The sequence below is a fragment of the Viridibacillus sp. KH_047 genome (assembly GCF_057838945.1).
This window is the reverse complement of the sequence record NZ_CM174479.1, coordinates 1,701,933-1,719,872: the sequence shown is the minus strand read 5'-3', so window position 1 is coordinate 1,719,872 and position 17,940 is coordinate 1,701,933. Positions and strand designations below refer to the sequence as shown.

General features: G+C 36.3%; 16 protein-coding genes. 2 read left to right on the top strand and 14 right to left on the bottom strand.

The annotated features are described in order from the left end of the window. Positions 1–101 precede the first annotated feature (101 nt). The 4 genes from AC3IS5_RS08670 to AC3IS5_RS08655 form a co-directional block, all read right to left on the bottom strand. Entirely contained in the window at positions 102–1,343 is a 1,242-nt protein-coding gene (locus tag AC3IS5_RS08670) for a hypothetical protein (RefSeq protein WP_489427430.1), read from the bottom strand. Between the two features lie 163 nt (positions 1,344–1,506). Next, a complete protein-coding gene (locus tag AC3IS5_RS08665) occupies positions 1,507–2,145 on the bottom strand; it encodes a hypothetical protein (RefSeq protein WP_489427429.1) in 639 nt (212 codons plus the stop codon). A gap of 396 nt (positions 2,146–2,541) precedes the next feature. Next, positions 2,542–2,790 carry a hypothetical protein gene (locus tag AC3IS5_RS08660; RefSeq protein ID WP_489427428.1) on the bottom strand — a complete coding sequence of 83 codons (249 nt, stop codon included), beginning with the start codon at positions 2,788–2,790 and terminating at the stop codon, positions 2,542–2,544. Between the two features lie 125 nt (positions 2,791–2,915). After that, positions 2,916–4,490 (bottom strand): long-chain-fatty-acid--CoA ligase, encoded by a 1,575-nt coding sequence (locus AC3IS5_RS08655; RefSeq protein WP_489427427.1) that lies wholly within the window; start codon positions 4,488–4,490, stop codon positions 2,916–2,918. Positions 4,491–4,798: 308 nt separating this feature from the next. Here AC3IS5_RS08655 and AC3IS5_RS08650 point away from each other — a divergent pair, with 308 nt between their 5' ends. Next, positions 4,799–5,980: a S26 family signal peptidase gene (locus tag AC3IS5_RS08650; RefSeq protein ID WP_489427426.1), complete on the top strand. Its 1,182-nt coding sequence runs from the start codon at positions 4,799–4,801 to the stop codon at positions 5,978–5,980. Positions 5,981–6,061: 81 nt separating this feature from the next. Here the strand turns inward: AC3IS5_RS08650 and AC3IS5_RS08645 are convergent, their stop codons facing one another. From AC3IS5_RS08645 to AC3IS5_RS08625, 5 genes are all read right to left on the bottom strand, one after another. After that, positions 6,062–6,583: a P-loop NTPase family protein gene (locus tag AC3IS5_RS08645; RefSeq protein ID WP_489427425.1), complete on the bottom strand. Its 522-nt coding sequence runs from the start codon at positions 6,581–6,583 to the stop codon at positions 6,062–6,064. Positions 6,584–6,712: 129 nt separating this feature from the next. After that, complete coding sequence (locus AC3IS5_RS08640; protein WP_489427424.1) at positions 6,713–7,186, bottom strand: DUF1189 family protein; 474 nt, start codon at positions 7,184–7,186, stop codon at positions 6,713–6,715. A gap of 37 nt (positions 7,187–7,223) precedes the next feature. Continuing rightward, positions 7,224–7,460, bottom strand: a complete 237-nt coding sequence (locus AC3IS5_RS08635) for a ferredoxin family protein (protein WP_489427423.1) — start codon at positions 7,458–7,460, stop codon at positions 7,224–7,226. Positions 7,461–7,477: 17 nt separating this feature from the next. Continuing rightward, positions 7,478–7,993, bottom strand: coding sequence for a YwhD family protein (locus AC3IS5_RS08630; RefSeq protein WP_489427422.1), 516 nt, complete (start codon positions 7,991–7,993; stop codon positions 7,478–7,480). Between the two features lie 322 nt (positions 7,994–8,315). Next, complete coding sequence (locus AC3IS5_RS08625) at positions 8,316–8,594, bottom strand: hypothetical protein (RefSeq protein ID WP_489427421.1); 279 nt, start codon at positions 8,592–8,594, stop codon at positions 8,316–8,318. A 361-nt stretch (positions 8,595–8,955) separates the two neighbouring features. Here AC3IS5_RS08625 and helD point away from each other — a divergent pair, with 361 nt between their 5' ends. After that, a complete protein-coding gene (helD, locus tag AC3IS5_RS08620) occupies positions 8,956–11,292 on the top strand; it encodes an RNA polymerase recycling motor HelD (RefSeq protein ID WP_489427420.1) in 2,337 nt (778 codons plus the stop codon). Positions 11,293–11,566: 274 nt separating this feature from the next. On the opposite strand, the gene AC3IS5_RS08615 is transcribed toward helD, so the two are convergent. Genes AC3IS5_RS08615 through AC3IS5_RS08595 form a run of 5 tightly spaced genes read right to left on the bottom strand, consistent with a single transcriptional unit; the run spans position 11,567 to position 17,783 of the window. After that, positions 11,567–13,195: an amidohydrolase gene (locus tag AC3IS5_RS08615; protein WP_489427419.1), complete on the bottom strand. Its 1,629-nt coding sequence runs from the start codon at positions 13,193–13,195 to the stop codon at positions 11,567–11,569. A 16-nt stretch (positions 13,196–13,211) separates the two neighbouring features. Continuing rightward, positions 13,212–13,493, bottom strand: coding sequence for a cupin domain-containing protein (locus tag AC3IS5_RS08610; protein ID WP_489427418.1), 282 nt, complete (start codon positions 13,491–13,493; stop codon positions 13,212–13,214). A 5-nt stretch (positions 13,494–13,498) separates the two neighbouring features. Then, entirely contained in the window at positions 13,499–14,965 is a 1,467-nt protein-coding gene (locus AC3IS5_RS08605; protein ID WP_489427417.1) for an MATE family efflux transporter, read from the bottom strand. A gap of 45 nt (positions 14,966–15,010) precedes the next feature. Continuing rightward, positions 15,011–16,483, bottom strand: a complete 1,473-nt coding sequence (locus AC3IS5_RS08600; RefSeq protein WP_489427416.1) for an aldehyde dehydrogenase family protein — start codon at positions 16,481–16,483, stop codon at positions 15,011–15,013. A 13-nt stretch (positions 16,484–16,496) separates the two neighbouring features. Continuing rightward, positions 16,497–17,783, bottom strand: a complete 1,287-nt coding sequence (locus AC3IS5_RS08595) for an NAD(P)/FAD-dependent oxidoreductase (protein WP_489427415.1) — start codon at positions 17,781–17,783, stop codon at positions 16,497–16,499. Positions 17,784–17,940 lie beyond the last annotated feature (157 nt).

Sequence of the window (17,940 nt, the reverse complement as noted above, 5' to 3'; positions counted from 1 at the left end):
AATCGCAGTGTTAAAACGCGATTAGCTGGCTATTGTTTATATAGTAGAAAAAAACTTATGTAGTAATTATTACCCTATTAGCAAAATGGTTATAACTGTATTTATTGAATAACAGCGAAGGTCATTGTTAAGTAGGTGGATAAAGGCATTTTGATGACTGTTCTTGCTAGATGTTCACCGTTTTCTAAATTAAAAGCATTTATTTCACCACGTTCAATAGCATCTTCACTATCATTATTGCGAAGGTCATACATAGTGAAAATGTACGCTTTATTTCCTTTAACGGTTATTTGTTCTGTAAATGTACTTCTTTGTTTTAGAGCTGAACGTTGATCCTGTGGTATTTTGAAAGTAAGTTTTTTCATCTGTTCTTGATCATTCATCACATACGCTTCTGAATAGTCACTTAAAACAACAATTTGATCATCGACAACCGCTAGTGAATCAAGATTAAAACTTTCATCACCTATCGCTATTTTTTTGACGATTTCTAAAGTTTTAGGATCAATTTTTACGAGCTTCCCTGCATTTATAACTGTGTTATCATTATCTGATACAGCCTTCGTTTTATTGACGGTATAATACAGGTATCCTTTGTAAAATGCCAGTGCCGGATTACTTGGCAACCCAGTTCGTGAATACTCCTCATCCTCTAAATCTAATTTTTTTGAGGAAATGACCTTATTGTTTTTTAAGTCGATGTGATGGATATACGTAATCGCATCCGGATCAGCCGTCGTAATGTATGCCTCATCCTTTTCAACATGCATGGAATGAGTAAAACCGTGTGGAATAACGAATGATTTCTTGTCATTCGGTTTATTTTGTCGCCAATATACAAGCTGTTGTTTTCCATTTAAGTTTCCTGCAATGTCATATATGACGTAATCACTATTTGTATACAAAGAATACGATGAGCTACTCGGTTGTTTATTCATATTAATTGACTCAATCTTACCTGTTTTCAAGTCGATTGATGAACGCTGTAGAGAGCGGTTATTAACGACATACGCTTTATCTTGGGCTGTCGTCATACCGATTGGCTCCGATAAATCTTGCTTGACGCTTTGCGATAAAAAACGACCTGCTTCATCGATGACGTAAAAAGCTCCTGTATCGGCATCACTGAGACTTTTTAATTCCGAAAAGGCTAATAAATATTTGCCATTTTTCATCTCTAATGAGTCAGTTGCTTTGGGTAGGTTCTCTACGAGTGGCACCTCTTTCTCCTCTAAATGAGGGGAATACGCAATGTTAAGAAAAAGGCGAGGTAAAAAATAGCCTGCTGCTGCAATCACAATTAAAATACCACCGATAATGTAAAACCATTTATATTTCTTCATCATAATCTCCTATTTAATATTTTTAGTTTTTTAAAATATATTAACCTCTCTATTTAATATATGACTATACTTCATTATAACAATATAATATATTTCCCTTTAAGTATAGAAAGTTGTTTTTAGAGAAATTTCATGTAGCTACTGATAATATAGTCCTCACCTTTTATTTCAGTTTCATCTTTTCTAAAATTTGACGAATCCAATCTTTTATATATACCTCTTTTTGAATTTCTGTAAAATTTATCGGCAGATTAAGTGACTGTAGATTCTTAGGCAATAGATGCATTTTATTTCTTATTTCTTCATTGTCAGTAGATTCAGTATCGATTAAAAATAAGAACTGACCTCTTATCGCTTCTCGATATACAGCTGAACAATCCAATGCTTTATATACGAGTGTAGAATACAGCTTGTCGTTAAGCTTCACCTCGAAATGACCTCGTACATTGTTATCACATCGAATATGTTTACCGGAAAGTTGTGATAACTCATTTTCAAATTGACTAAATCGTTTTTCGTCTATATAAAATTTACGAAAAGTATACTTTCTTTTTATTTGATTACTTAAATTTGAATCGTAGCAATCAAATTCAACTTCTATAAAATCCTCGTTTCTTTTAACATCCTCTGATAAAAAATATTCTTCTATTAGCCGATGAATCGAATTATTATCCAAGTTACAGCCATAACTAAAAAGTGTCAGTTGCTCCCGACTCTTGTTTGCGAATTTAAGCAATGCTTTATAATCATTTAAATCCCACCCATAATTACGGTGATAATGAATATATTCATTCTGATGCATTTTTGCATTTCTCCTTTTTATGTAATCTGCTATTTTACTCTATAAATTTATAGTTCTATTTGTAGATTAGTATTTTTAGGGTAGCTATGTAGTTTGAACTTTCTATATGGTTGAGATTCCCATTTTATCATACAATCAGTAAACTAATTCGAAAGTTTTTTATGTTTTGTGAAATTGGATTGCATGAAGAAGTTGTTTGTTGCGCTATGTCTGCTATTTGTTGCGCTAACTCCATTGTTTGTTGCACTATCTCGGCTGTTTGTTGCACTAACTCCATCGTTTGTTGCGCTAACTCGCTCCTTTGTTATTTAGCAGAATATTCACGTCCTAAACATCACCCATAGTCCCCATCACAATTGAAAAACCTCCACAGAAAAACTCTGTGGAGGCTTATTTTTACATATTCAATTGTTTTTGCTTACATAAAGTTATTACCATACCAGCTACGCCAATTATGCCGAATATTAAAGAGATGATGCTATAACTTAAAGCTTCTATTCCTCTTATATCAATGAAACTAACAAATGTGTAGATGACGCTTACTAATGAAATAAGATAAAATACGTTGAAGATTTTCGAGCTTTTCAAGTATTCAGAAAGTATGAGTATAAAAGCTAGCACGCTGCTGGCTAATATAAAGATCAACTAGACCACCTCTTTACTTTTTTCATCATATGCAATTTTATATAGAATATATTTGCTTTAAATAGCGCCCATTATGAGTCCTTTTCATTGAAAGCACAGCCTAATCTAGGTAGCTGTTGGAGAGCTTAAACTTTCATACTCTCAATATGCTCATTTCGCAAATGAACTTTTTGGATTTTACCAGATGCTGTTTTTGGTAATTCGTCTGTGAATGTTACACTTTTAATCGCTTTAAAATGAGCTAATTTTGAACGGGAGAAGTCGATGATTTCCTGTTCTGTTACTTCTGCATTTTCTCGCAAAACAACATATGCATGTGGTGTTTCTCCCCATTTCTCGTGAGGAATAGCGATAACTGCTGCTTCTAGAATAGCAGGATGATCATAAAGAACGCCTTCTACTTCAATAGAAGAGATATTTTCCCCGCCACTGATAATAATGTCCTTTTTGCGGTCTGTAATTTCAATATAGCCCCTTTCATCAATAGTTCCCACATCACCCGTGTAGAGCCATCCATTTTGAATTGTTTCTAATGTTGCTTTCTCATTTTTCCAATAGCCTTTCATTACGCCATGACTGCGAACAACTATTTCTCCTATTGCTGTACCATCATGAGGCACTTCTTCCCCGAACTCGTCCACTACTTTAACTTCGGCGCCAATCATCTGATATCCTGCTTTTACTTTTATACGTGATTTTTCATCATATGATAAATCACTTAATTGTGGGAGAATTCTAGAAATGAGACTTAGTGGTGTAGACTCGGTCATCCCGTAAACTTGAATAAATTCCCAGTTAAGTTCTTGTTCTACCTTCTTGATAAAGGCATGTGGTGGCGCAGACCCCGCAAGGACAATTCGTACCTTTTGATCAACGACAGGCTTATGCTCATCATAATATTGTAAAAGCGAATTAAGTACAGTTGGTGCCATATGGACAACTGTTACTTTTTGCGCTTTGATTTCACGGAAAATCGCCTCTGGTGTCGCCTTCTTCAAGCAAATATGTGTTGCGCCATTCGCTGTATAATAAAACGGCGCACCCCAGCCATTTACATGGAACATCGGTAATACGTGCAAGTAGATATCCTCATCTGTTACACGCAAATGATGCATCGAACTTAATGCATGTAAATAATTGTTGCGATGTGTCAGCATAACTCCCTTTGGAGCCCCTGTTGTACCACTTGTATAAAGTAAACTGCATACATCATTTTCATCCAATTCAGCACGTTTAAATGGTTCTAAAGAAAATGTCGCTAGCCACTCATCATAACCAATTTCCTCCGTAGCTTCTTCTTTATAATGCACAATAATATGCTCGATTGTTTGTAACTGGTCTTTGATTGGCAAGATTAATTCATATAAATCTTGATCTACTAACAGTACCTTGGATTCACTATGATTTAAGATAAATAAATAGTCTTCTGGTTTTAATCGGATATTTAAAGGTACCATTATCGCACCTAATTGGTATATGCCATAAAAGCCTTCAAGCATTTCTACAGTGTTAGAAGCGAGATATGCTACTCGATCTCCCTTCGCAACACCAATTGATTGTAATCCTCTTGAAAGTTGATTTACACGCCCTTCCAACTGACGGTATGTAAATACTCTCCCTTCGCATTGCACAGCTTCCTTATCACCGTATAGTGTTACTGCACGATCCAGGAACTGTGATAAAACTAGTGGTACATTCATCCCTAAACACCCCTTCTATTTTATGGAATTATTTCCATTTTACATTTGTTAGATAATTCTGTCATCTAATATCTATCAAAATAACATTTTATAAGTTATATTCTCTACTTATAACCTACTAAACAAATGAAATAGAATAGTGATATGCTGTGCTATTACAGGAAATGACTAAAATATCTAGCACTTTGAAACAGCAAAGTATTTAATGATATAATTATTTGAATAAGAGTATATTTTTGGAACTAATACCGATGTGAATACATTAAATGAAACAACGCTATTGAATACCAGAAAGAGAGGTTAATTACGTGGATGATTATAGGGAAAAGCACAACGAGGAAGTTCAGAGTACTAACCAATCACACAATAAATCCGATGAGCATAAAGAAAAAAAGCCTCGCTCAAAATGGCTGCTTTCTGTTTCTCTAGCCACTATTTCTATTCTTGCAATCATAATTGTTTTATTTGTTTTAACGAAAGATACACCGCCACAAAAAGGTGAAACAACTCTCGTCTCATTCTTATCTGATCAACAAATAGATAATCCTGTTATCCCCATCATAGAAAATACAGAAAAGTCGTTGAAAAGCATGTATCTTCGTGGTTCCACTATGGATCGTGGTAGTTATGATTACTCCGTAGCCCCCCTTGTGATGGAACCTGTTTCGAGTAAGGGGGGCCAAATCAAACGAGGGCAAGTCATTTATTATTTAGATAATAATCAAATGGACTCTTTATCTAGAATCATCGGACTTCCTGGGGAAACAGTTGAAATGAAAGATGGAAAAGTATTTATTAACGGTCAAAAATTACAGCCTTTTTATGGCTCTTCTCAAGTACAAGGTGCAAAAACGGAAGAAGAATTAAAGAATCTTTTCTCTTTTAAAAATTCTCCAGAGGAACTTCCAAATGCAATAGAAAAACTGCACTACTCTCTAAAATCGTTTACATTACACGAAAATGAGATATTTGTATTGCCTGACAACAGAGAGTACGCAGAAAAAACAATCTTAAAGATAAATGATATTAATGGTATTGTTTTAGGCTATGAAAATGCTAAAATACAATTCTCTTTAAATAAGAAAGAAAGTGAGATTTACAAAGCTTTCAAAGCAGATTTGAACAAAAAACACTTAAAAGGCTTACAACCTATTAGCATTGCCAAAATGTATATATGGGCAAGCATTGATAATCTCCCAAAACTTGAATATGCATTTTACACTGATTTAGAAGAACACATACAATGGACACTAGAAGAACATATAAAAAATATAAAGGCAATGCAGCCAAAATTATCAAGAAGTGAACGTCAATTACTAGAAGCGTATGCATTTAATAATATTGAAAAAGGAAAATGGCATTTACAAGAAGATGGTATTAGCGGATTCATATCATTCCCTTCTTATGAAAATCCAAATGATGTAAGGGGCTTCCAAATGATTCGAAATAAAGATGGCATTTGGCAAGTCGCATTTATGCCAACACAATAATAATCACAAAAACACCCTATCTCCTATGCTAAAAGCATCATCTGTGAGACAGGGTGTTTTTTATTATGATTAGAGTGCCCTTCAATCATGTTCAAAATAACTCTCTATACCTTTCCTTTTCGATACAATCAAAACCTTATCCCGACAATCATCAAATTGCGTAAAGAAATTTGGTTTTCCTACTTCTTCAAAATATCTGTTCCACTTAAACATCTTCAAGAATATTCCAAATGCTGGTTTGTAATGAGATTGCTCTACTTTCAACTTTTGCAAAATGAACCTTTTAATAATACGATATGTTCTCACCTTATAATTTGTATCTAAGAAAATGATTACTTCAGCCTGTTTGAAACTATTAGCAACCCATTCTTCGTTATGTACGCCTTCTATAATCCAGGAATCAGACTTTATAATTCCATTTAATATACCTTGCCTCTCGTCAACCGTTCTTCTAATTTCACCTGTTTTACTTCTTATCCATACTACATTGTCTAGCTCATGATATGGAATTGCCAATTTAACAGAAAGCTCTTTTGCCAAAGTAGTTTTACCACTACCTACTGAACCTATAATATGTATTTTCTTAGGAAGAGTCTTGTTCAATATGTTCACCCCCTACTACATATTCTATTTTGTAATTCCTTTCCCTTTAAAAAGTTGATGTGAATGATAAAAAATAAGCCAAGAGTAGATCGACTCCTGACTCATTTCATTTATTCTTAAATTAAATAATCATCGCTTCTTCTTCGGATAAGCTAAAATCATTTTTGTGAAAATATATAAAAACAACAAGACCAATGTTAAATGAATCATAGAGTTTGTTTTGTAAAAGAGATTAATCGCCGTATAAAGTAAAACGGGGTATGTACATGCATACATGGCCATTTTCCAAAGCAGCTGATATACGAGCTTCCTCTTTGCAATGGTTCTTATTAGTAATCCTGTCGTTGCAAGTACTGAAATACTTGTAATACCTGTCAAGATGACTAATAGAGGGTATAAAGTAAAGACTAATAGAAAGGTTTTTTCAATGTCGCCTTTTGCTATAAACTCACTTGCTATCTGTATGCCATTAGGTAGCGCAATTACAATGTGCATAAGCAAAATATACAATAAATACTCTTTTGTTTTGATACGATTTATTTGATAAACTGCCTTCTTTTTCGGTAATGATAAACTTACTTTAATAGTAGTAACAATGCTCATTCGACTGATTTAACTCCAATTTGATTAACTAAAAATACTATGCTCTAAAGTGATTAATAGCCATTATTCTCGCTGGTTGATCTGCTTCTAGTAAATCATCTTCATGATAGATAGCTTCAACCGGACATACTGTTTCACATGCACCGCAATCAATACATAGTCTAGGATCTATCGCATACTGATTCCCTACAGGTTTTATACAATCTACCGGACATACATCTAAACAAGATGCTGCTTTTTCATCCTGACACGCCTCTGTTATAACAAAAGCCATTTTGTGTTCCCCCTCGTCTATATGAGCTGATCCTTCAATATTTGCGGACTTTGCTCCCAGTAACCTTCATTGAAGCTTTTCAAAAAGTGATAGAGTAATTGTTTTGACTTCGAATCTAGATGATCCATAATCACATTGCCCTTCATCGCCTTATCCAGCATATTGACTTGCTCTGGAAGGGATTTGTAACCTAATTTGATACGTCTTTCTTCTTTCGAAACTAATACTTCACTAGCTGTACAACCTGCATAATATGCGCCACTACTTGAAGTTTGCATAGCAATCCAGACAATCCAATATGCAAAATAATCTTGCCCCGCATGCTCACGATTTGGTGCAAAACGCACTTTTTTCTCAATCCGACTTCGCCCATGTAATGCTTCCATATCTATAAAAACATCTTCATGCTCTACATCAATAATGACGGGTGTAATATTATTTAAATCAAGTGTTCCTACGCCAAAACCACCATCGCCATTCGTTGAATCACTACTTAAAATGTTGAATTGTATCTTTTTCTTAATTGGCTCCATATCCCTGCCCCTCTCTTATAAACGATTGAAATCATTAAGAGCTACGATTACTTCTTATCATTACTTGATCGATACGTTAAATATAAAGATTCTAAAGTCAACTAGCAATACAATCTAGCAAAGTTCATTCAATAGTCTGAATGTTGGTTTGGAATTAAGTTTGGTTAAAAGTAACTCAAAAAATCACGTTTTACTGTAAATAAAAAGAAAGCCTTATGAACAAAGATTGAACATAATGCTTTCTTTTCTGGTAATTTAATATGTAGGTTGTTTTTTTGTAGCGTCTTTTTCAAAGAAAGAACCATTAATTGAAATTAGAAAATTACGCTTTTATTTGTTTATTTAGAAAGAACAACAACTTCTTTTGTGCTTCTTTACTACGAATTATTTTTCTAACACGTATTGTACTTTGTAAATATCGTCTGACGTGTATATTTACAAAAAACAAACGGTGATATCTTTCATTCTCGTATATATTTTTAAACCAATCATATTTTTTTAACCGTTCAATATTTTGGTCAATTTTTTTCGTATTTAAAGTATCACTATATCCAATACTGCCAAATAATCCAGCAATAAATTCTAACAAAAAACTGATCATACTTACTCTTATCCCCTTTTACTTTTGAGAATTCTGCGATCATTATTACTAACGCTTATTTAAGTATCCTACCTCAAAACAGATATTATCTATGGTTTATATATTTTGTAATAAAATTGGTCAAAAAAAAACACCCTCTTTTCTATCAGGTGTGTGTTTTATATTTAATTAGTATATGTTATCGCAACTTAAAAATCGACAAGTATAAAAATCAGGTCCAACACATTGATAAAAATGTGAACCTGTGGTAAATTTATATAGATATACTCTGAATGTTAAATAAGAGTAGTATATCCCTACTTTAAATTATACAATATATTTTTTCGTTTGTCAAATCCAATTTTTATAAGGAGTGGTTGCTATGGGTTCAGAATTTCTGCAGGAGCAAAAACGTGTGGACAGTGTAATAGAGACAATAACGGAGCGCATCTGCAAATTAGAGGAAGAAACTTCTCGACGTCAAAACGAACTGGTTAATATACGCAAACACTTCTTTGATGAAGTCAAAGTGAATCTTGATACTTTTGACGATTATCTTGAGACCATCATCGGCTTGAGACAAGAGGCTCAAGCTCTAACTGTAAGTCAAAGCACCGATCGACATGTATCTAAGCAATTGTCTACGCTTCGACGTATGAAGGAGGTTCCCTACTTCGGCCGAATCGATTTCATTGAAGAAGGAGAATCTGCTCAGGAACAAATCTATATTGGAATTTCCACACTTACAGATGCAAGTGGCGAAGAATTTCTTATATATGACTGGAGGGCACCTATCTCAAGTATCTACTATGAGTACCAGACTGGACCAGCTAAGTATGCGACACCTGAGGGTGAAATCAAAGGCATTTTGGAGAAAAAGGGGCAATATCTTATCCGTGAAGGTGTTCTTCAATCCATGTTCGATACGAGTATTACCATTGGAGACGAGATTTTACAACAGGTACTGGGCAAAGGCACAGATAAACATATGCACAATATAGTAGCTACGATTCAACAGGAGCAAAATCGAATCATCCGTCATGATCGTGGGAAACTGCTTATTGTACACGGTGCAGCTGGCAGTGGCAAGACATCGGCCGCCCTGCAGCGGATTGCTTTTTTACTCTACAAAAATCGAGATAGTATGAATGCTGATCAAATAATTCTATTTTCACCAAATTCGATGTTTAACAGTTATGTATCTAATGTTCTTCCAGAACTTGGAGAAGAGAATATGCAGCAGGTTACATTTCAGGAATACTTAGACCATCGGCTGAGTAAAGAGTTTCAAGTTGAAAATCCCTACGAGCAATTGGAATATGTTTTAACTGCTACGAACACCCCTTCCTACAAGTCAAGGGTTGCGAGCATTCGATTCAAAGCATCACCTCTTTTTTTCAATGCGATCGAATTATATATGAAATCGTTAGAGTTCTCTGGAATGATATTCAAGGACATGATCTTCAGAGGAGAACCGATTGTTACTGCGGAGCAAATAGCAGAAAGGTTTTATAGTAACGACACTTCACTCCGCTTCCATAATAGACTTGAAAAGTTAAAAGATTGGCTAGTTAAGAAAATCAGCGAAACTCAAAAGGCTGAACTGACTAAGCCGTGGGTACAGGAAAAAATCGAGCTACTTAGTGACGAGGAATACCACAAGGTCCATACCTACTTAGCAAAAAAACGCGGCTTTACAGGAGAATCGATTGCTGATTATGAGGTTGAGCCTGAAGTAATTGCCCGATTGATTGTTCAACAGAAATTGAAGCCGTTACGTAAACGAGTCGGAACATTTGGTTTCATCGACATTAAAGGAATATATAAGCAGCTTTTTGCTGAACCCCTGCAGATCAAACAGTGGATAGATGGAGAAACACCCGCGGAGTGGGCGGAGATTTGTCAAGCAACGCTGAAAATGCTGGATGAAAGCAAACTATCTTATGAAGATGCTACTCCGTTCTTATTTATGAAAGAGATGATTCAAGGCTTCCAGACAAACGGTTCGATAAAGCACATACTTATTGACGAGGCGCAGGATTATTCACCGTTTCAATTCGAGTTTCTAAAGCGTTTATTTCCTTCGGCAAAAATGACTGTGCTAGGTGACTTTAATCAGGCAATATTCGCCCATGCAAGTGAAATGGATGATTTTCACGCACTTATGAGCTTATACGGACCGGATGAAACGGAAGTAATTAACATGACACGCAGCTACCGATCCACAAAACCGATTATCGAATTTACACGCAGACTAGTACCTAACGGCGAAGGGATTATCCCATTCGAACGCGACGGTGAGCTACCCGTGCTGACACAATTGCTCAATCACACTGAACTGCACAACTGCATCGCATCCAAAGTTGCAACTTTGCGAAGTCAACGTTATAACAGTATTGCGATAATATGTAAATCATCTAAGGAAAGTAAGAGTGCATTCGAAGCCTTGTCTCACATCGACGATATTAAGCTCGTGAAAAGCGGCTCGATTGAATATGAACAAGGAGTTGTTGTCATACCGTCGTATTTGGCTAAAGGCATCGAATTCGACGCTGTCATTATTTATGATGCATCAGAGCAAGTATATGGCGATGAAAGCCTTCGCAGAGCATTCTACACCGCCTGTACTAGAGCTATGCATCATTTACAACTTTACAGTGTAGGTGAACCGACCCCATTATTGCGAAACGTCTTGCGGGAAAGTTACATCCAAGCTTGATTTAATCTAAATTTTAAAGATAATCACATGAGGCAATTACCTATTTAAGAATAAAATTAATCGGCCGAAAATATGTAAGTTTTTACTCACCACTTACATATTTTTCGGCTTTTTTAGATTTTGGCTTGTTCTAAAACAAAATTAAAGAGCATCATTCTTATATGTGAATGATACTCCTCTAAAAACCATACTTACTTATGATACGGTTCTCCGTAACGAACCTAAGTGAGTGCTTCAACACGTGTGATAATTTAATAATCTATACTCGATTTAGTTACACAAAATTTTCATTATAATAGATAATTTCCCCATCGATCATAGTTGTTTCTACTTTTATATCTTTAATTTGGGTTGGGCTGATATTTAAAATGCTGTTATTAAGGATAACCAAATCAGCTAACTTCCCAACCTCTATGCTCCCTTTTATATCTTCTTCAAAACTCGCATAAGCACCGTTCCATGTGTATAGTTTAATAGCCTCCATAACGCTTACGGATTGACTGGAACCAATATCCATACCCGATTGGCTTTTTCTATTAACAGCAACATGAATTCCTAATAATGGGTTAATATCAGTAACTGGTGCATCTGATCCACCTGCTGCTATGATCCCCTGATCAATAAAATCACGGACAGCGTACATATGTTGAACGCGATCACCGTAATGCCTAACATAAATCTCTCCGAATTCATACGGAAATGGAGGATTTGGAATCGGTATAATTTCAAGTTTTTTCATTCTTTCTTGTAAATCTGGCGATGAGATTCCCGCATGTTCAATCCGATGTCGATGGTTTTTTCTTGGTGATTCCTCCATCGCCTTTTCTACACAATTTAAATACATTTCAATGGCTTTATCACCTTGTGCATGTACAGTGAGTTGATATCCTTTTTTATGCGCTTCTCCTAAAACTCGGTAAATTTCTTCCTCACTTTTATAAAGAATGCCATAATTGTTTGGGTCACTGTCGTATGGCTCACGGGTCGCAATGGTAGGTCCAGTGCTACTCCCATCTGTAAACATTTTTGCCGGTCCTACTCTAAATCTTTCATCTCCTGTACCAGTTACCACACCAGATTCCACCATTTTTTGAACAAATTCTTGGGAGTTATTTATCTGACATATCATTGCGTATACTCTGACACGAATATCCCTGCTTTTCACAGCCTGTTGCAGTATGCGAAAACTATCAGGACCTTGTCCTCCAGCCTCATGTACACTTGTTATGCCCGAAGCAATGAAATGATCTGATGCAATTTTCACAGCCTGTCTTTGTTCATCTTCTGTATAACTTGCAACCTCGCTCATTTCCATATTTGCTGCTTCAATTAATTTTCCTGTCAATCTTCCTTCCAGATCTCTTTCAATAACCCCCCCAGCAGGATCTGGTGTATTTTCGTTTATTTGCGCTAGTTCAAGTCCTTTACTATTTAAGACACTTATATGGTTACAAGTACGCGATATCATAATAGGGTGTTCTACTGAAATTGCATTCAGCTCAGCGATTGTCGGATATCGCATTTCCTTTACAGCGGTTTCATTAAATCCAACAGCCCGTATCCATTCACCCTTAGGCGTTTCTAAGGATTTCTTCTTCAAATCATCCAATAAAACCTCAATGGAATCGATATGTTCAGCTTTACAATTTATCGCCAGCTGATTCAACCCATAAAACGTAAGGTGAATATGAGAATCTATGAATCCGGGAAGAAGTGTTTTTCCTTGCAAATCAATAACATTCGTTTTTTCCCCTATGAAACTATTAACCTCACGATCTAAACCTACAAAGACAATGCGATTATCTTTAACAGCTACAGCCTCTTTTATAGTATTCTTTTGATCTACTGTGATAACTTCTCCATTTACAAATACAATTTCAGCTTCCACTTTTGTTACCTCCATTGTAAACCTCCAATATTTATTTCAAATCAATTTCAGAGTTTAATATAAAATTCTTTTTTACAAAGACAGGACAATCCCATTCACAGACAAGACCTTTAGCTAAAGAGGCTACCCATCCCTTCGTAAGTTGATATTTTTTTCCGTCAACGGTAATAAATACTTCTCCATCTGTTACATAGAAAACCTCCTGCTCTTCTAGGTGCCACATTCCTTTATCCGTGTCACCTATCCATGGTTCCCACGTATCAACACCTAGTTGTTTAGCTTCTTCATCTGTTAATTCTCTCGCAAAAAACACTATTATCATCTCTCTTTCGTTTGATAGGTTAGCAGAGTGTCTATAAACTTACCTTCTTCATACTCCTTCTTCATACTCATTTCTTTTAAAGATTTGAATTCCTTTTTTATAAAATAAAGGGCGATAAGAACACCAGGAATTTCTGCAGCGGGACCTGAGTACCAGATACCTTCAACACCCCAGAATCTCGGAAAGATAAATAAAAACGGGAACGCAAACAATAGCATTTTACTTACATTGATAAATGTTGCCGTCCAGTTTCTCCCTTGTGCTTCGTAATAGCCGGAGATAAGCATACTAATTGCATTAAATGTAAACATTAAATTAAAAACGATTGTCGTCCAGATGCCTAGTTGTTGTAATTCTGGATCTCCGCCAGAGAAAAATGTCACTATTGGTTCTGCAAAAATGATGAGGATAGCTGTAATAATTACAAAGAATGTTGTCGTAAAAATGAGTCCGAACTTTATTGCCTCTCTAACACGATCATAATTACCAGCACCGTAATTATAACTAATGATTGGTTGAAGTCCTGTCATTCCACCGAGCGCTGCTAAGGCAAGCAGGTTTGTTACATAGCCGTTTTGAATGGTGAAAGCGGCAACATGTAGCCCACCACCGTAGCTTTGAAGTAAATTATTAAAGAAAATTATGGCAAAAAACATCATAAGTTGCCCTGAGAAAGAGGCAAATCCCGTCCAAACCACTTCACCGATATTTTTTAGTTTAATCTTAATATCTTGCATTTTTGGCTTCAGTTTTGTTTTACCAAACCAGAAATAAAATATTAGTAGAGCAGGAATCGATTGCGCAATCGTATTGGCCCATGAGGAACCCATCATTCCCATGTCAAATTTCGTGACCATCACCCATTCTGTAACTCCGGCAACAACAGCAGCCAATAACCAACTGTTCATGGATAATATAGGTTTTTCGTCGATATTAGTTAAAATACTAAGTACAACAGCTAATATCGTTATAGGCAGTGAAATCCATAAAAGACGGCTGTATTGCACCGCATAAGGGAGAGACTCACTGTTTGCCCCAAATAATATCATCAACTCATTTTCAAAGACCAATCCTATTACAGTTATCAAAATAGAAAAGAATAGTGTGAACCACAGGGTTTGACCCATTATTGATCTGGCTTCATCTATCTTTCCTTTACCTAGTCGGAGAGAAATAACTGCTCCTGCTCCTATTCCCAAAAGAACCCCCATCATACGAGTAATAACCATAACTGTGAAACCAATACCGATCCCTTCCATTTCTAAAACCGAAAAATGGCTGACGAAATAGCCATCAATAATGGCTACAACTCCAAGAATCAAGTTAGCCATAATTCCTGCTAAAGCAAACCGTAAATACAGTGAGGGAATACTCTTTGTTCCCAGCATTGAATCATTCTCCAAGTTATTTATTGCATCAGCTTGATTTGTCTTTAACGAGGGACGATTTCCATCAATTTTCACAGGTATATCCTCCTATATATTCAATTTTATTAGCAAGGTAAGCCATTAATTTGCATACCAGCCTACAGGGTTAGCTTTCTGATGAATATTAATCTGCTTCAATTCCATAAAGTGTTCCAGTCCAGCAGTACCCAATGATCTGCCAATTCCACTTTGCTTATACCCTCCCCAAGGGCTATCAATATAAGCTAAGTGATAAGCGTTTATCCAGGTAATTCCTGATCGTAATTTACTAACCACACGTCTTGCGCGATCCATATCTTCAGTAAATACAGCAGCCGCTAATCCATAAATGGAATCATTCGCTTTTCGGATTGCCTCTTCCTCATCTTTAAATTTGTCTACAACAAGAACTGGACCAAAAATCTCCTCCTTAACAATACGCATGTTCGAATTTACATCTGCAAAAATCGTTGGAGCGACAAAAAATCCTTTATCAAGCCCATTTTCTGTTATGCGATTACCACCGCATACTAATCTTGCGCCTTCTTCAATTCCAACTTTAATGTATTGTAAAACCTCATTCATATGGGACTCACTTGTAAGTGCCCCCATTTCAATGGCCTCACTTTCCCCATTGCCAACTACAATTTTGTTTGCACGTTCTGCCAATCTCTCTACAAATCTATCGTAAATAGTCTCATGTACTAGTAAACGTGAGGCGGCTGTACAAACTTGACCCGCATTGTGGAAAATGCCAAACATTGCATTATCGACTGCCGTTTCAAAATCCACATCTTCAAATACTATTAGTGGTGATTTCCCCCCCAGCTCAAGCGTGACATTTTTCATATTGCCAGCAGCAGCTCGCAATATGCTTTGTCCCGCTGTTGTTCCGCCGGTAAGGGTCACCTGGTCAACTTCAAAACTCTCAGCAAGCTCGTTCCCCATTTTGGATCCAGGTCCTAAAATCAAGTTGGCCACACCTGCTGGAAGACCGACCTCTTCGAAAATTTCAAATAATTTGTATGCGCTTACAGGAGTGATTTCAGCAGGCTTAAGTACAACTGTATTTCCTGCGGCAAGGGCCGGAGCAATAGACTGAGCAGCTATCATAAGTGGAAAATTCCATGGGACAATTAAACCACAAACACCTATCGGTTCCTGAGTAATAATCGTTTCCGAAGAATCTTCGCGGTTATAGGATTTCTGTTTAATAAGTTTGATCTGGTCTCCATAATAGCGGAAGATTTGAATAGTAGCGGGAATATCCACATTTGTCGTTGCACGGATAACCTTACCGTTATTTTCCGTTTCCAAGAGTGCTATTTCTGCCGCCTTTTCTTCAAGACGATCTGCTATCTTATAAAGATAATTTGCTCTTTCATCTGCTGATAAATTTGACCAGATGCCGCTATCAAACGCTACACGAGCTGCCTTGATTGCTAATTTTGTATCTTCTACTGTTCCACTAGCAGACGACGCAATCACCTCTCCAGTTGCTGGATTTAAAATGTCTTTTCTTGCACCTGACAACGCTTCTTTCCATTTTCCATCAATAAACATATTAATTTTCATTAGTATCTCTCCTTTACCCAATCATATCTAGCACTTTGAACCCTAAATGCGCAATGTTTACCAACATCGTTTTTTGATTATATAATGGGAATGTTTTTAGACGTTCCTTTTCAAAACGATATCCTCCTGCATCTCCTGTAACAATCCATTGAGCCAATAACTTACCGAACAAAGTGGTAAGCGATGCTCCATGTCCAGAATAACCTGTTGCAAAATAGGCACCTTCTTTTGATCTACCTAACACTGGAAAAGTGTCTCTAGTTACTCCAATAAATCCACCCCATTGGTAATCGATCTTGCTTCCAGCCAATTTCGGCATAGTATTAACCATAGCATCATAAACACTTTGATAGACACTATCTCCTAAGTTTGGTCGGATATCTCCCCCCCCAAAAACCATTCGATTATCAGGTGTACGACGGAAATAGTATAGAAAATTGCTTGTATCGAAAACCATACGATCTTTAGGAATGACGGTATTTAACAGTGCTTCAGGAAGCTGTTCTGTAGCAATAATACGTGCTGAAATAGGGAGTACACCTTTGTTTAACTCATTTATGATTTTTCCGGAGTAGCCATCTGTAGCCACGATAATATTCTTCGCAGTAACAACCCCTTTTTCTGTTACAACTTTCACGTTTGTTTGACCATATTCAATCGATAATGCTTTTGAATGCTCAAAGATTTTCGCGCCAACTGATTTAGCAGCTTCTGCCAAACCAATTGCATAGTTCAGCGGATGGAATGAGTAACTTGAATCGTCAACTAAGCAGCCATGATAAAGTGGAGAATCAATCTCTTGATGTAGCTGACTTTTATCAAGCACACTTGATTCATATCCGAAACTTTCATTTAAGTATACGCTTTCATTTTTCAGTTCTTCAAAATGTTTTGCCTTGTAAGCTGCTACAATATGACCCGTCCTTCTAAAATCACAGTTAATTTGATGCTCTTCAATGATTTCTTTTACTAGTTGAACACTAAGCAATGAAAGATCATTTAGTTGTTTCGCTTCGACAGGTCCATATTTTTTAGAAAGCTCCTGCATCGTTGGTTTATAGCCTGGTAATACCATTCCACCGTTACGACCGCTGGCACCATATCCAATCGTTTCTTGTTCAAGGACAAGAGCACTTCGCCCTAATTTTTGCAAATGATACGCAGAAGAAAGTCCTGTAAATCCTGCACCAATAATGACAACATCTGCCTCTATATTTCCTTCAAGAGACTTTTCTTTTATATAGCTGTTTTCAGTCGCTTTCCACAATGAAAGCGTATCCATTCGATCCATTTTATCCATATAGTATATCTTCTCCTTTATTGACTGATATGTTACAATACTGTGAACACCATTCCGAATATTCAGACTTAATGGAATTATCATAATGTTTGGAGCTAACTCAAAGTCAATAGTCTTTTGTTCATTTTTCAGATTTATTTTCATAAAAAAATGGAGT

Excerpts from the sequence above, each read along its gene's own strand:
- AC3IS5_RS08635 (WP_489427423.1), bottom strand. The coding sequence starts at position 7,460 with ATGGCTTTTGTTATAACAGAGGCGTGTCAGGATGAAAAAGCAGCATCT.
- AC3IS5_RS08630 (WP_489427422.1), bottom strand. The coding sequence starts at position 7,993 with ATGGAGCCAATTAAGAAAAAGATACAATTCAACATTTTAAGTAGTGAT.
- AC3IS5_RS08615 (WP_489427419.1), bottom strand. The coding sequence starts at position 13,195 with ATGGAGGTAACAAAAGTGGAAGCTGAAATTGTATTTGTAAATGGAGAA.
- helD (WP_489427420.1), top strand. The coding sequence starts at position 8,956 with ATGGGTTCAGAATTTCTGCAGGAGCAAAAACGTGTGGACAGTGTAATA.
- AC3IS5_RS08640 (WP_489427424.1), bottom strand. The coding sequence starts at position 7,186 with ATGAGCATTGTTACTACTATTAAAGTAAGTTTATCATTACCGAAAAAG.
- AC3IS5_RS08595 (WP_489427415.1), bottom strand. The coding sequence starts at position 17,783 with ATGGATAAAATGGATCGAATGGATACGCTTTCATTGTGGAAAGCGACT.
- AC3IS5_RS08600 (WP_489427416.1), bottom strand. The coding sequence starts at position 16,483 with ATGAAAATTAATATGTTTATTGATGGAAAATGGAAAGAAGCGTTGTCA.
- AC3IS5_RS08625 (WP_489427421.1), bottom strand. The coding sequence starts at position 8,594 with ATGATCAGTTTTTTGTTAGAATTTATTGCTGGATTATTTGGCAGTATT.
- AC3IS5_RS08665 (WP_489427429.1), bottom strand. The coding sequence starts at position 2,145 with ATGCATCAGAATGAATATATTCATTATCACCGTAATTATGGGTGGGAT.
- AC3IS5_RS08670 (WP_489427430.1), bottom strand. The coding sequence starts at position 1,343 with ATGAAGAAATATAAATGGTTTTACATTATCGGTGGTATTTTAATTGTG.
- AC3IS5_RS08655 (WP_489427427.1), bottom strand. The coding sequence starts at position 4,490 with ATGAATGTACCACTAGTTTTATCACAGTTCCTGGATCGTGCAGTAACA.